The organism is Stenotrophomonas sp. GD03680, from assembly GCF_029844625.1.
GTDB classification, from domain to species: domain Bacteria; phylum Pseudomonadota; class Gammaproteobacteria; order Xanthomonadales; family Xanthomonadaceae; genus Stenotrophomonas; species Stenotrophomonas maltophilia_P.
Genome location: NZ_JAOCKC010000003.1, coordinates 184,647 through 198,883 on the forward strand (window position 1 = coordinate 184,647; position 14,237 = coordinate 198,883).

Sequence of the window (14,237 nt, forward strand, 5' to 3'; positions counted from 1 at the left end):
GCCCCGGCGGTGAGCCGGGGCCTTCTGCCGTGATCGACGGGCGCATGGCAGGTCATCGCCAGGCCCCTGCGGTGCCCGCTGGGCGATAATGCCGCCCTCTGAACTCTCCGGCTGCCTCCACAGCCAGGACTCCGGCAATGAAGAACGCAAAGAAGTACTACAAGCACTGGGCCGAATCGGGCCTCGGCAAGGGCAACGTGCTGATGGAAGCACGGGGCGACAGGATCGTCCGCCAGGTGGAGATCTACGGCTCCAAGCTGGTATGGGCCGATGAAAACGGCCAGAGCGATGACCGTTTCATGCTGGCTGACCAGCCCGTCTCGTTCCTGGATTTCGATTCCGACGACGAGATCAGCGCGCGCGAATTTGAAATCGCGTGGAAGGAGGCCAGGGAAGCGACCGGCTATCCGTCTGCCTGACGCCCGGCAAACCGGCGTCCCCGATGGCTGCCAGAACTGAAATGTTATAAAGTTTCATTTTTGGAACTCCATCTCCTTCCCCATGAAGACCCCCACGCTGCTGGCCGCCCTGGCGGCGGCTCCCCTTGCCCCTGACGCATTGGCGCAGTCAGCCGACGCGGCGCTCACCCTGGGCAAGGTCGATGTCCACCAGCACCGGGAAGGCGCCCTCAGCGCGCACCAGGTACTCACCTCCGTCGACGTTCTGGGCGCAGACCAGATTGAAGACCGCACCGTGTCCCACAGCTGGGAACTGCTGGGGCAGATGCCCGGCATCCAGCTGACCGAAACACGCCAGGGTGCCGAGTCGGGCAAGGTCAGCTTCCGCGCCTTCAATGGCGAGGGTTACCTCAATGCCATCAAGACCCTGATCGATGGCATCCCGAGCAACGTCAACAGCGGCAACCAGCGCTTCATCGACATGCTGTTCCCGCTGGAAATCAGCTACATCGAGGTGGTGCGCGGGACCAACGATCCGCGTTATGGGCTGCACAACATCGGCGGCAACGTGAACTTCGGCACCCGCCAGGGCGGCAGTTACACCGATGCACGGCTGGCCTATGGCAGCTACAACACGCGCGATGCGCAGCTGGCGGTGGGCCGCGAATCCAACGGCTTCGCGCAGAACTACTTCATCGGCACCCAGGCCAGCGACGGTTATCGCGAGCACGACACCTCCAGGAAGTATTCGCTGGGTGGCAAGTGGTTCTACGGTTCACTGGACGATGGCCTGCGCGTGGGCCTGACCGCGCGCGCCTATCACCACGAGGCGGACGAGCCCGGCTTCATGACGGCCGAGGAACTGCGCACGCACCGCCGTGGCAGCGACCTGCGCAACGCCCATGACGGCGACGACCGCGACATGCGCCAGTTCGCCGCGCATCTGGACCTGAAGCTGTCCGACGCGCTCGTTCTCGGCACCCGGCTGTACTACAACCGTTACCAGGACGATCGGCGCGTGACCTTCAGCGACCTGCCCACCGGCAACCTGCCGCGCCAGCGGCGGCTGTGGGACGAGCGCCAGGCCGGTCTGCTCACCACGCTTACCTGGCAGCCCGCAGCCACGCTGACGGTGGAGGGCGGGTTGAACTACGAGCAGCAGGACAACGGTTACATCCGCGAGCGGTATGCCTACGCCGAACCCACCGATTTCACCCGCCCGCCGGCCCGCGTGCAGAACGACGACCGCCACAGCTTCGACAACGTGGGCGCTTATCTGCAGGCCATCTATCAGCCAGCCGCCGCCTGGAAGATCGTGCCGGCCTATCGCGTGGACCGCTTCAATGGTCGCACGCGGTTGATGGATGGCACCCGCGGGCGGCTGCAGGACTACGGCACCATCGGCCAGCCCAAGCTGAGCGTCATCCACAGCCTGGGCGACACCACCCACGTCTACGCGAACTGGGGCCGCACGTTCCAGGTGCTGACCGGCGCCACCGCGCCGGCCTATCTCACGCCCGGGCAGACGCCGATGCGTCCTTCCACCAACACCGGCATGGAGCTGGGCCTGAAGTTCCAGCCCTTTGACGGCGCCCAGGCCCGCCTCGCGATATGGCAGCAGGATGCGGAGAACGAGGTGTCCAACATGCCGGCCACCGGCACCACCGTCACCCTGGGCAAGACCCGGCGCCGTGGCGTGGACGCGCAGTTGAGCCTGCAGGTGGGCGACGACTGGACGGTGTGGGCCTCGCATGCGTACCAGGAAGCGAAGATCACCCGCGACAACCGCGCCCCCGGCGTGTCCCTGCAGGGCCGCGAAGTGGCCGCCACCCCGCGCCACATCAGCAACCTGGGCGTGGACTACCAGGCCAGCCAGGCACTGCGGCTGGGCCTGCAGGCGCGCGCGCAGGGCGACTACTACCTGGAAGAGCGCAACGTGGCCGGCAGGTTCGGCGGCTTCGCCGTGCTCGACCTTACTGCCGCGTACCGGATCAATCCGCGCTGGAGCGTGGACCTGCAGCTGAAGAACGTCACCGGACGCGAGTACGCCTACGCGTGGTACGACAGCTTCTTCTGGGACAGTGCCCGGCCGATGTTCTCGCCTGCCCCCGGCCGCACCGTCTTCGTCGGCCTCAGCATGAAGCTGTAGCCCGGCGGGGCGCTTCGGGCTGCGGAAGGAACGCATCTGCCACGCTTTTGCACTACATTGGTGCAATGTCCGACCCCGCGCCGCCACCGTCCCTCGATGCCCTGGGTACCCCCTTGGCCTGGGCCGCTGCCGACGGCCGCATCACCGGCTGCAATCCGGCCTTCGGCCGCTGGCTGGGCGTCAGCGGCCGTCGCCTGCTGGGCCAGCCCCTGGCGGCGCTGGAGGTGCAGGGAGAGGCGCTGGCCCACTTCCTGGCCCGCGACGAGCGTGACAGCCTGCGCCTGCACCGGCTGGCACTGGCGGTACCGGGAGAGGCACCCCGCTTCGCCGAAGGCTGGATGAGCCGCCGGGATGATGGCGGCTGGCTGCTGGAGGCGCATCCGGTCGATGAGTTCCCCGGGCTTGACCCCACCCAGGCCTTGCCGAGCGCACTCAGCGCGGCGCTGAAGGGCCTGGCCCACGAACTGCGCAACCCGCTGGCTGGCCTGAAAGGCGCGGCGCAGCTGCTGGCGCGCCGTGCCGCACAGCGCGATGCCAGCGAGCGCGAACTGATCGAACTGATCGGTTCGGAGATCGAACGCCTCAACGGGTTGCTTGACCAGCTGCTGTCGCCGGCGCCGGCCGCACCGCATGCCGCCTTGAACATCCATGCAGCACTGGAGCGCGTGCTGCGCCTGGCCGAGAACGAAGCGGGCTGGGCGGTGCGCCTGCAACGCGACTACGACCCCAGCATTCCCGAGCTGGATGGCGACGCCGACCGCCTTACCCAGGCAGTGTGGAACCTGGTGCGCAATGCGATCCAGGCCGGCGCGGGCACCATCACCCTGCGCACGCGCGTGGAGCATGGTGCGCGGGTTGCCGAGCGGCTGCATACGCTGGCGCTGCGGCTGGAGATCGCCGATGACGGTCGCGGCGTACCCGAGGAGCTGGCCGAACACCTGTTCCTGCCCCTGGTCAGTGGTCGCGCCGAAGGCACCGGCCTGGGCCTGGCGCTGGCCCAGCAGGTCGCGCGCGAGCATCGCGGCACGCTGACCTACCGCTCGCGGCCCGGCCATACCGTATTCACCCTGCTGCTGCCGATCGGCAGCGGCACCGTTCCGGCCGAGGAGGCCCCGCGCGATGTCTGACGCGTCCCCTTCACCCCAGCGGATATGGGTGGTCGACGATGACCGCGCCGTGCGCTTCGTGCTGTGCACCGCGCTGCGCGAGGCGGGCTACCGGGTCGATGATTTCGACAGCGCCGCCGCCGCCCTGCAGGCGCTGGCCGAGGGCTCTCCGCCGGCACTGTTGTTCACCGATGTGCGCATGCCCGGCGATGACGGCCTGGTGTTGCTCGACAAGCTCAAGGCTGCCTTGCCACAGCTGCCGGTGGTGGTGATGTCGGCCTACACCGATGTCGCCAGCACGGCGGGCGCCTTCCGCGGCGGCGCGCACGAATTCCTGTCCAAGCCGTTCGATCTGGATGATGCCGTGGCGCTGGCCCAGCGCGTGCTGCCGGCGGTCGCGCCGGCACTGGCCGCGCCGGTACCGGCCACGGAGGCCTCCGCCGACCCGTCGCCGCAGCTGGTTGGCGATACGCCGCCGATGCGCGCGCTGTTCCGCGCCATCGGCCGGCTCGCGCAGGCGCCGCTGGCGGTGCTCATCACCGGTGAAACCGGCACCGGCAAGGAGCTGGTGGCCAACGCGCTGCACCGCGAATCGCCGCGTGCGCAGGGCCCGTTCGTGGCATTGAACACCGCCGCCATTCCCGCCGAGCTGCTGGAGAGTGAACTGTTCGGCCATGAAGCCGGTGCATTCACCGGCGCACAGCGCCGGCACATCGGCCGCTTCGAGCAGGCCGACGGTGGCACCCTGTTCCTCGATGAAATCGGCGACATGCCCCTGCCGCTGCAGACGCGCCTGCTGCGCGTGCTGGCGCAGGGCGAGTTCTTCCGTGTCGGCGGTCGCGAACTGATCCGTGTCGATGTGCGCGTGATCGCAGCGACCCACCAGGACCTGGAAGGACGGGTGGCGCAGGGGCTGTTCCGCGCCGACCTGCTGCATCGCCTGGACGTGGTGCGCCTGCAGCTGCCGCCGCTGCGTGAGCGCCGCGAGGACATCGCGCAGCTGGCCACCACCTTCCTGGCGGCGGCCGCACGCCGGCTGGATACGCCGACCAAGCGCTTGACCGCCGCTGCCTTGCAGGCGCTGCGCGAGCACGACTGGCCGGGCAATGTGCGCGAACTGGAGAACGTGTGCTGGCGGATGGCCGCACTGGCCGCCGCCGACACCATCGGCGTGGCCGACGTGGATACCGCGCTCAACCGGGCACGCACCCGGCGCAGCAGCACCGGCGGCACCGACCCGGGGCAGTGGGAGGCGCTGCTGTCGGAGTGGGCGCGGCGGCAACTGGCGGAGGGCGTGGAAGGGCTGCATGCGCAGGTGCGCGAACGCGTCGATCACGCCCTGCTGGACGCTGCCCTGCAGATCACCCACGGTCGCCGCGCGGAAGCAGCGGCGCGGCTGGGCCTGGGCCGCAACACGCTGACCCGCAAGCTGGGCGCAGGCCGCCGCCGCGGCCCCCATTGAACGGTCCCTGCACGCGATCCTCGCATCCGCTTGCCGAACCGTTGATCCCTCATGGACGATGCCGTCCGTAGTGTCACCTGCAAGGAGTCTTCGATGCGCCTGTTACCTGCCCTTCTTCCGCTGTCCGCCGCCGCGCTGCTGTCCGCGTGTGGCAGTACGCCGAAGCCGCAGCCCACGCCACCGCCGCCGGTCGTGACCAGTACCGCACAGCAGGCCGAGGCGAATCTGGCCCCGGCGTCGGCCAGCATCGTCAGTGGCCGGCTGGTGCTGAAGGTCGAACCGGCAGGCGTACATATCACCGGCCTGGTCGGTGGCCTGCAGCCGATGCAGCAGGCAGGCTTCCATATCCACGAGCGTGGTGATTGCAGCGCTGTGGATGCCAGCAGTGCGGGCAATCACTTCAATCCCGGCGGCGTCGCGCACGGTCGCGCCGGTGCCGGCACGCATCACCTGGGCGACATCGACAACCTGCGTGCCGATGCCCAGGGCCGCGCCAACGTCGACATCCACCTCAAGGGCGTTACTCTGGGCGGAGGCGCCGCCACCGATATCGCAGGACGCGCATTGGTCGTGCATGCCAATGCCGATGACTATCGCAGCCAGCCTGCCGGCAATGCCGGCGTTCGCATCGCCTGCGGCGTGATCCGCGTGACGCGCTGATCGCCGCCGGCCATCTTCCAAGGAGAGCATCCATGCGTCTGATCCATACTTCGCTGTTCGCGGCCATCGCCGCCCTGGGCCTGGCGGCCTGCGGCAAGCCGGCCGACACCCCGCAGACCGAGACGCCGCCGGCCGCGCCGGCCGAGAGCGCAACCACCGAACCGGCGCCCGCTGCAGAACCGGCGTCCACCGCCGATGCCTCGGCCACGGCCGAGCTGGCACCCACCCAGGGCAACGAGACCAAGGGCAGCGTCACCTTCAAGCGGGTTGACGGCAAAGTGCACGTCACGGGCCAGATCAGTGGCCTGAAGCCCGGCAGCGAACACGGTTTCCACATCCACGAGAAGGGCGACTGCAGTGCGCCGGACGGCACCAGCGCCGGCGGTCATTTCAACCCGGGCAAGCAGGACCATGGCAGCGTGGCCAGTGATCCGCACCACGGTGGCGACATGCCCAACATCAAGGCCGACGACAAGGGCGTGGCCACCATTGATGGCCCGGTGTCGAGCAACGTGAACATCGGCAAGGGCGATGATTTCGACATCATCGGCCGTGGCCTGATCGTCCACGCCGATCCGGATGACTACACCAGCCAGCCGACCGGCAACGCCGGTGCGCGCCTGGCCTGCGCAGTGATCCAGAAGGCCCCGTAAGGCCGGCCCCGCTGGATTGGAAAACGCCGGCGCAGGCCGGCGTTTTTCTTTGCATCCCTTTCTGTAGAGCCGAGCCCAGGCTCGGCTGCTTTTCCGGCGGCCTGAGCCGAGCATGGGCTCGGCTCTACAACACGCGGCCGCCGTTTCCTTTTCAGCGCGCCAGCAACTCGCGCGCGTCCTGTCCCGCCTCGCAATGCACGAACAGCACCGGCACACCGTGTGCTTCCAGCACTGCCGCCATCTGCCGCTGGCGCATCAGGAACTGCTCATAGATGCCCTGCAGGCGATCGCAGTCGCCACTGTCATGACTGTAGTGGGCGCACCAGCCGGCCGGATCGAACAACGCCATGCGCGCCTCGCCATGGCTGTAGCGCAGCAACGGCTCCGGTGCGGCCTCAAGCCATTCATCCTCCCCCGGCGCCATGATCGCGGTCTCGATCAACGGCCACAGCGCGGCCAGGCCCTGGTTGTCGTACTGCATCGACATCATCGCGGCCAGGTCGTTCACGGTGAAATAGCGCGCATGCTCGATGCGGGCACCGAAACTGTTCTGCGCCATCAGCGCGGTATCGGCATGGGCCATGCCATTGGCCAGCAGCACCTCTTCCAACGCATCGGCCACCGCACGGGTGGTCGCCACATCACTGCCGGTCAGCAGGAACGGCAGCACACGCAGGCCGCCACCCACCAGCGTCGAATCGGCCTGGAACGGCAGCGGCACATCGCCATTGGCATCGGTACCGAAGGCCAGCAGCCGCGGGCCCTGGTTGCGGCCCGGCGCGCGCATCTGCAGTTCTTCCAGACGGCGATGGATCGGCCAGCCCGGGCGCAGCACTTCGGCCGGGTCGAAATGGGCGGCGGCCAGGACCAGGTCCAGCTCGGCCACGGCCGGTACCAGCTTGGACAGGTCGCGGCCTACGCGCTCGGCCAGTTCACCGGCCTGGTCTGCGCTGAGTACCGCCTGGCGGGGGATCTCGCCGCCGGCCAGTTCCAGGGCCAGCACGCCAAGGGCATTCATCGCGGGGTCGGGTTTGCTCATGGTTCCACGGTTGGCCCATCACAGGGCGGCAGCTACACTTGGCCCCATTATGCCTGCTCTGTCGTGCAGGCCATGTTGCAGACACCCTCATCCATGCCAGGTATCTCCATGCCCAACGCTCGTCCCGTCGCCATTCTCGGTGGCGTCCGCATTCCGTTCTGCCGCCAGAACACCGCGTATTCGGATGTCGGCAACCTCGGCATGTCGGTACGCACGCTGGGTGCGCTGGTCGAACGCTTCGGCCTGCACGGCCAGCAGCTGGGTGAAGTGGCGATGGGTGCGGTAATCAAGCACTCCAGCGACTGGAACCTGGGCCGCGAAGCCACGCTGTCCTCTGGGCTGTCGCCGCTCACCCCGGGCATCACCCTGCAGCGCGCCTGCGGCACGTCGCTGGACAGCATCATCACCGTCGCCAACAAGATTGCCCTGGGCCAGATCGAATCGGGCATCGGCGGCGGGTCGGACACCACTTCCGACGTGCCGATCGTGTACGGCAAGAAGCTGCGTGCACGCCTGCTGGCCGCCAACCGCGCCAAGAGCACCGGCGACAAGATCCGCGCGCTGACCTCCGGCTTCAAGTTCTCCGAACTCAAGCCCGAGTTCCCGGGTGTGGCCGAACCGCGCACCGGCAAGAGCATGGGCGATCATTGCGAGGACATGGCCAAGGAATGGAACATCTCGCGTGACTCGCAGGACGAGTGGGCGGTGTCCTCGCACAAGAAGCTGGCCGCCGCCTATGAGCGCGGCTTTTTCAACGACCTGATCGCGCCGTTCCGCGGCGTGGAGCGCGACAACATCCTGCGCCCGGATACCTCGCTGGAAAAGCTGGCCACGCTGAAGCCTGCGTTCGACAAGGTGTCCGGCCGCGGCACCCTGACCGCCGCCAACTCCACGCCGCTCACCGATGGTGCCGCGGCGGTGCTGCTGGCCAGCGAGGAATGGGCCCGCGCCCACGGGCACGAGCCGCAGGCCTACCTGCGCGATGCGCATGTCTCGGCCGTCGATTTCGTGCACGGCGAAGGCCTGCTGATGGCACCGACCGTGGCCGTGCCCGAGATGCTCAAGCGCAATGGCCTGACCCTGCAGGACTTCGACATCTACGAAATCCACGAAGCGTTTGCCGCACAGGTGCTGTGCACCCTGCGCGCGTGGGAGAGCGAGGATTACTGCCGCAACCGGCTGGGCCTGGAGGCACCGCTGGGCCGCATCGATCCGGACAAGATCAATCTGCTGGGCTCGTCGCTGGCTACCGGTCACCCGTTTGCCGCTACCGGTGCGCGTGTGATCGCCACGGCCGCAAAGCAGCTGGCCGAACGCGGCGGCGGCCGCGCGCTGGTGTCGATCTGCACGGCAGGCGGCATGGGCGTGGTGGCGATCGTCGAGCGCTGATCGCTGCAGAAGGCTGCACATGGAAAAGCCGCCCGGATGGGCGGCTTTTTCGTTGCGGACCCGGTGGGGTGCCGACCCTTCGCCGGCACTGCGCCGATCAGGGAAGACGGGGGTTGCCGAACTCGTCGCGCTCTTCGTTGGCGTTGTACACCGGCGGTTGCGGCACCGTCGGCAGATCTTCCACGGTGGCGCGCGGCGGCACTTCATCGGCACCGGCCCCTGCCGTGCGCACCAGCGCCACACTGTCCTCGCCGCGCTGCAGGCGCAGCGCGTTGGCCAGGCACTGTGCAGCCAGGGCATGTTCACCCCGCTGGGCGAACAGCTCACCCAGCGCTTCCCAGGCCGGGGCACCGGCGCCGCTGGCGATCGCTTCGTGCAGGAACGTATCGGCAGCGTCCCATTGCTGCTGGGCCAGGGCGACGCGGCCCTGTGCCAGGCGCAGCGCCGCCGAATCGTCATGCACGTTGCGCCAGCGCTGCAGGTTGGCCTGGCGGGTGGCGAGGCGTTCGGCCGGCAGGCGGCCATACAGGGCCACCAGTTCGTCGTCCCAACGCTGGTCCAGGGCGTGCTCCAGCGCCAGCAGCGCCGGCTCGTCCCAGTTCAGCGCCACCGCGCGGCTGGCATAGGCGCCCACCACGTCGGGGGTCGGCCGCAGCGCTTTCGGCGTGGCTTCCCACTGCGCGGCCAACGCATTGACGTCGGCCGCTTCCAGCAGCGCCTGCGCGGCCAGGCGCGCTTCCAGTTCGCTGTTGGATTCGGCCGGCAGCACCTTGCTCTGACGCAGGGCGCCCAGCTGTCCATACGCTTCGTGCGCACGACCGGCGCGGGCCAGTGCCTCGGTGCGCAGCCACAGGCCACGCGGCGGAAGCGGCTGGATCGCGGCCACATCCAGCACGTTGATCGCGTCCACCGGCAGGTCGCGCGCCAGCAGCTGCTCGGCGCGCAGCAGCGCCTGCAGGGTGGCATCGGATTCACCCAGCCGCTGCAGCAGCGCCTCACCTGCGCTGGCGTCAGCACGTGCCTGTGCACTGCGCACGGCATTGGCCAGCGCCACCGCGCTCACTTCCGGATCCTTGGCGGCGCCGTCGAGCAGCTTTTCCGCGCGCTGCCACTGGCCGTGCTCGTAAGCCTGCAGGCCATCGATCAGGCGCACCCGGCCCTGCTTGCGGCGGTAGCGGCCCCACGCACGGAACGGTGCGGCGATCAGGCTCCACAGCAGCCACAGCACCAGCACTGCAATCACCGTCAGCAGCGCCACCTTCGGCAGGTTGCTGTGATAGTCGTAGCCGCCATAGCGCAGAATCACTTCGCCGTAGCGGTTGAGATCGTCGGTGCCGAGCCATTGCGCGGCGACCACACCAATGGCCACGGCCAGCAACAGCACGACCAGGGATTGCAGGGGTTTCATTCGGGTAGCCTCCGGTCGGTCTGGGTGCGCAGCTGTTGCAGGGTGCTGCCTAGGACGGTGTTGCTGGTCTGCAAGGGAAGCTCGCGCAAGGCCTGCAGTTCAGCACGCTGCGCGCGCAGGGCCGGTGAATCCGGCCAGCGCCGCTGTGCCCACTGCTCCACGCGCGACAGCGCGGCGTCACGGCCGGCACGGTCGCCGCGCTCGATCGCCGCCCGGGCCAGGGTCAGTTCCAGTTGCAGCGCATCGTCGGCGTTGCGCCGTTCGGCGGCGGTCAGCGGACCGTTCTGGCGGCTCGGGCTGATATCGACGAAGGGCGCCAGAGCGGCCTGCCACCACGCTCGCGTCTGGTCGCCGGCCGGCGTACTGGCCACTTGGGTCGGCAGCCCCTGCAGGGCGCCGGCCAACGCATCCAGTCGCTGCAGCGCCTGAACGCGGGGTCCGGCACCCAACGCATCGAGGGCATCGCGCTCCTGTACCAGCGCCTGGCGCAGGTTCAGGCCCTCGCTGTCGGGCAGCGCGGCCAGCGCGGTCGCGGCCTGTGCATAAAGACGGCGGGCACCTTCGACATCGTCGGCGTAGTTCAAGCGCTGTGCGGCCTGGGTCAGCAGCAGTTCGGCCTCGTCGCGCTGCACGGCCTGCCGGCCCTGGTTGGCGCTGTCGGCGAGCTTGGCGAGGTTTTCCTCCAGCAGCGCGCTGCGCTGCGACAGGCCCAGCATCTCGTCGCGCAGCACGCGGTTGGTTGCGGCCGCGTCCTGCAGGCGTTGGCTGGTTGCGCGCTGGTCGCGACGCAGCGCATCCAGCGTGGCCTCCAGGCCCTGCAACTGCACCGCCATCGTCCGCGACTGTGCTTCCTGCTCATGCTGTTGCTGCTGCCAGAAACGCCAACCGGCATAGCCTCCTGCCCCGAGCACGGCCACCACCGCCAGCGGCAGCAGCAGCCAGCGCAGGGAGCGGCGGGGTGGGGAAACGGGGGCGGTGTCGTTCATCAGGCTTCCTTGTCGGCGGCGTCGCCGGAAGGGTTCCGGCAGGCAGCGTCAGGCACAGCATCCCTGTTGCCGACGACAGCGGCAAGCGTGACCCACGTCCCTGTTCAGGTCGCTGCCGGCCCGGTGAGCGTGGTGTGTGCAGCGGCGATCAACTGCGGGGTGGTCGGCCCCGCGCTGCGTACCACCCGCAGGCCCAGCGCCTGCGCCTGCACGCCCAGCCGTTCGCTGGCGACCAGCGCGGTGGCATGGGCCTGCAGCCGCTGCTGCCACTGCGGCGACAGCTGCTCCCACACACGTTGCAGGGCTTCACCGCTGCTGACCGCCATCAGCCAGGGCGCAGAACACTCTCCCAGCCGTGACAGGGCGCGAGGCGACAGGCGCAGTGGTTGGCGCCGATAGACATCGGCACGTTCGATGCTGGCACCCGCCGCCTGCAGCCGGGCGGCAATCAGGCCCCGGCCACCGGGCGCGGTGACCAGCCCGATCCGCAGGCCCTGTACCGCCGCCAGTACCGGCAGGGCCAGCAACCCCTCGCTGTCCATCCGCTGCGGCGCGTGGACCTCGCTGATGCCGTGCGCCTGCAACGCGCGTGCGGTGCCCTCGCCGACCGTCAGCCACGGGCTGTGCTGCGCCGGGCGCAGCGGCAGCAGCGCGGCAGCCGCCGTGACGGCTGCGGGGCTGGTGAACACCACCCGATCGCAGTTCAGCGCGCGTTGCAGCTGGCGCACCACGGCAGGGCCCTGCAAGCGTTGCAGCCGCCACGGCGACAACGCCACCAGCTGCCCGCCGAGCCCAGCAACGGCGCGGCGCAGCGCCGCATGCTGGCCCTGCGGACGCAGCGAGATCAGCGTCCAGCCCGCGCCGCGGCACGCGCTGCCAGTGGGTATCGTATGGTCATCCATTGCCTGCATTATGCGGGCCCGCCGTTGTCGTGGTTGCTGCTCCGATGTCCGTTGATGCCCTGAGCTCCTCGTTGGCCTCCCTGCAGGAGGTGCTGGACTGCATGCCTGCGGTCCGTGCCATGCAGATCCGCCTGGACGGCTATGCCGATGGCGTGCTGCGCATCACCGCGCCGCTGACGGCGAACGTCAACGACAAGGGCAACGCCTTCGGCGGCAGCCTGGCCTCGGTGCTGACCCTGTCCGGCTGGGCGCTGGTCAGCCTGCGCCTGCGCCTGGCCGGCCACGACGCCGAGGTCTACGTGGCCGACAGCAACCTGCGCTACCTGGCACCGGTCTACGAAGACCTGCACGCGCAGGCCGAGGCGGCCGAAAGCGGTGCCTGGGACACCTTCCTGGCCACCTTCCGCCAGCGTCGCAAGGCCCGCATCAGCATCATCGCTACCCAGCCGGCCGCCGACGGCCGGGCCGCTGCCGAGTTCAGCGGTCGCTTCGTTGCCTTCGCCAAAGGGTAGGATGGCAGGCTGACGCCCTGCGGAAACCCCTGATGCGCCGCCTCATCCAGATCCTGTTGTGTTCCCTGCTGCTGGTCAGCGCCATGGCCGGTGCCGACGAGCTGAGCCGCAAGCAGCGCAAGATGCTGGAAGAGACCCAGATCGCCTACGGGGCGACGATCCGCTGGGGCAGCATGGACGACGCCATCGGCTACCTGGATCCGGTGCTGCGCAAGGAAAAGCCGCCCACCGAGTTCGAGCTCAACCGTTATGCACAGCTGCGGGTGTCCTCCTACCGAGAGCGCAGCAGCGCCTCGCTGCCTGATGGCCAGGTCGAGCGCCGGGTGGAAATCGGCGTCATCAACCAGAACACCCAGGCCGAGCGCACCGTGGTGGTGACCGAGCGGTGGCGCTGGGATGCCGAGGCCAAGCGCTGGTGGCAGGCCGGTGGCCTGCCGGATCTGTGGCAGGGGCAGTGACGGGCCGCGTCCGGCTTGTGCGACAATCGGCGCCCGCTTATCGACCCGTGACCTGAGTGAATTACGAAGAGTTGCTGGCCTTTGCAGGCCGAAACCCGATGCTGTCCGCGGCCCTCGTCGGCCTGACCGTGGCCCTCATCGTCACCGAAATCCGCCGCCTGTTCCGGGGCTTCAAGGGCATCAAGCCCGCCGAACTGACCCAGCTGATGAATGCGGGCGGCACGGTGGTGGTGGACCTGTCCGCCAGCGGTGACTTCGAAAAGGGCCACATCGCCGGCAGCCGCAATGCGCAGGCCAGCGCGTTCGGCCCGGAGCACAAGCTCGTGGCCAGCGCCAAGCAGGCGCCGGTGGTTCTGGTGTGCCGCAACGGCAACGCATCGGAAACCGCCGCCAAGGCGCTGAAGAAGGCCGGTTTCGAAAAGGTCTTCGTGCTCGAGGGCGGCATTCCCGCCTGGCAGCAGGCCGAACTGCCGCTGGTCAAGGGCCGCAACTGATTGCCGCAGGTGGCGGATCCGGCCTTGTATGGGCCTGATGCCGCCCCCATCGCAGTAATTCGACCCTAGTTTTCATTGCATTCACCTGGAGTTACTGGAAATGTCCGAAGAGATCACCAACGGCGCCGCTGCGCCGGTCGATGCCGCTACCGGCCCCGCTTTCACCGTCGAGAAGATCTACGTCAAGGACGTCTCCTTCGAGTCGCCGAACGCACCGACCATCTTCAATGACCAGGTGCAGCCGGAGCTGCAGCTGAATCTGAACCAGCAGGTGCAGCGCCTGGGTGAGAACGCGTTCGAGGTCGTGCTGGCCGTCACCCTGACCTGCCAGGCCGGTGAGCGCACCGCCTACGTGGCCGAAGTGAAGCAGGCCGGCGTGTTCGGCCTGGTCGGCCTGGACCCGCAGTCGATCGACGTGCTGCTCGGCACCCAGTGCCCGAACATCCTGTTCCCGTACGTGCGCCAGCTGGTCAGCGATCTGATCCAGGCCGGCGGCTTCCCGCCGTTCTTCCTGCAGCCGATCAACTTCGAAGGCCTGTACGCAGAAACCCTGCGCCAGCGCCAGGAGCAGGGCGACGCACCGTCGCTGGCTGACTCCGAGCCGGCCGGCAACGCCTGAAT

15 protein-coding genes are annotated in these 14,237 nt (G+C 68.7%); 11 read left to right on the plus strand and 4 right to left on the minus strand.

Translation table 11 applies throughout. The features are described from left to right. The first annotated feature begins 137 nt into the window (after positions 1-137). The 6 genes from N5J29_RS05105 to N5J29_RS05130 all read left to right on the plus strand — a co-directional run bounded on the left by N5J29_RS05105 (position 138) and on the right by N5J29_RS05130 (position 6,428). Positions 138-419: a hypothetical protein gene (locus tag N5J29_RS05105; RefSeq protein ID WP_164152957.1), complete on the plus strand. Its 282-nt coding sequence runs from the start codon at positions 138-140 to the stop codon at positions 417-419. Between the two features lie 82 nt (positions 420-501). Further along, positions 502-2,547, plus strand: coding sequence for a TonB-dependent receptor (locus N5J29_RS05110; protein ID WP_065182071.1), 2,046 nt, complete (start codon positions 502-504; stop codon positions 2,545-2,547). A gap of 65 nt (positions 2,548-2,612) precedes the next feature. Further along, positions 2,613-3,674 (plus strand): ATP-binding protein, encoded by a 1,062-nt coding sequence (locus tag N5J29_RS05115; RefSeq protein ID WP_053518064.1) that lies wholly within the window; start codon positions 2,613-2,615, stop codon positions 3,672-3,674. After that, positions 3,667-5,115 carry a nitrogen regulation protein NR(I) gene (gene ntrC, locus N5J29_RS05120; protein ID WP_065174140.1) on the plus strand — a complete coding sequence of 483 codons (1,449 nt, stop codon included), beginning with the start codon at positions 3,667-3,669 and terminating at the stop codon, positions 5,113-5,115. Before N5J29_RS05115 ends, ntrC begins: the two co-directional genes overlap by 8 nt. Positions 5,116-5,208: 93 nt before the next feature. Beyond that, complete coding sequence (locus N5J29_RS05125; protein ID WP_053518061.1) at positions 5,209-5,775, plus strand: superoxide dismutase family protein; 567 nt, start codon at positions 5,209-5,211, stop codon at positions 5,773-5,775. 32 nt (positions 5,776-5,807) lie between these two features. Then, positions 5,808-6,428 (plus strand): superoxide dismutase family protein, encoded by a 621-nt coding sequence (locus tag N5J29_RS05130; protein ID WP_065174141.1) that lies wholly within the window; start codon positions 5,808-5,810, stop codon positions 6,426-6,428. Positions 6,429-6,579: 151 nt separating this feature from the next. Here N5J29_RS05130 and N5J29_RS05135 read toward each other — a convergent pair whose 3' ends face one another. Beyond that, positions 6,580-7,467, minus strand: coding sequence for a hypothetical protein (locus N5J29_RS05135; RefSeq protein WP_053518057.1), 888 nt, complete (start codon positions 7,465-7,467; stop codon positions 6,580-6,582). Between the two features lie 93 nt (positions 7,468-7,560). Between N5J29_RS05135 and N5J29_RS05140 the strand changes: the two genes are divergently transcribed. Beyond that, positions 7,561-8,856, plus strand: a complete 1,296-nt coding sequence (locus N5J29_RS05140; RefSeq protein ID WP_111186508.1) for an acetyl-CoA C-acetyltransferase — start codon at positions 7,561-7,563, stop codon at positions 8,854-8,856. A 97-nt stretch (positions 8,857-8,953) separates the two neighbouring features. Here N5J29_RS05140 and N5J29_RS05145 read toward each other — a convergent pair whose 3' ends face one another. The 3 genes from N5J29_RS05145 to N5J29_RS05155 form a co-directional block, all read right to left on the minus strand. After that, on the minus strand, positions 8,954-10,264 hold the full coding sequence (locus N5J29_RS05145; RefSeq protein ID WP_053518053.1) for a heme biosynthesis HemY N-terminal domain-containing protein: 1,311 nt from the start codon (positions 10,262-10,264) through the stop codon (positions 8,954-8,956). Next, positions 10,261-11,250: a uroporphyrinogen-III C-methyltransferase gene (locus N5J29_RS05150; protein WP_164152958.1), complete on the minus strand. Its 990-nt coding sequence runs from the start codon at positions 11,248-11,250 to the stop codon at positions 10,261-10,263. Before N5J29_RS05150 ends, N5J29_RS05145 begins: the two co-directional genes overlap by 4 nt. A gap of 104 nt (positions 11,251-11,354) precedes the next feature. Then, entirely contained in the window at positions 11,355-12,161 is an 807-nt protein-coding gene (locus N5J29_RS05155; RefSeq protein WP_065182066.1) for a uroporphyrinogen-III synthase, read from the minus strand. 35 nt (positions 12,162-12,196) lie between these two features. On the opposite strand from N5J29_RS05155, the gene N5J29_RS05160 reads away from it, so the two are divergent. From N5J29_RS05160 to secB, 4 genes are all read left to right on the plus strand, one after another. Further along, positions 12,197-12,664: a YiiD C-terminal domain-containing protein gene (locus N5J29_RS05160; RefSeq protein ID WP_053518047.1), complete on the plus strand. Its 468-nt coding sequence runs from the start codon at positions 12,197-12,199 to the stop codon at positions 12,662-12,664. Between the two features lie 32 nt (positions 12,665-12,696). After that, positions 12,697-13,122: a hypothetical protein gene (locus N5J29_RS05165; protein WP_053518045.1), complete on the plus strand. Its 426-nt coding sequence runs from the start codon at positions 12,697-12,699 to the stop codon at positions 13,120-13,122. A 56-nt stretch (positions 13,123-13,178) separates the two neighbouring features. Next, a complete protein-coding gene (locus N5J29_RS05170; RefSeq protein ID WP_053518043.1) occupies positions 13,179-13,616 on the plus strand; it encodes a rhodanese-like domain-containing protein in 438 nt (145 codons plus the stop codon). A gap of 100 nt (positions 13,617-13,716) precedes the next feature. Next, positions 13,717-14,235, plus strand: coding sequence for a protein-export chaperone SecB (secB, locus tag N5J29_RS05175; protein ID WP_004153553.1), 519 nt, complete (start codon positions 13,717-13,719; stop codon positions 14,233-14,235). Positions 14,236-14,237 lie beyond the last annotated feature (2 nt).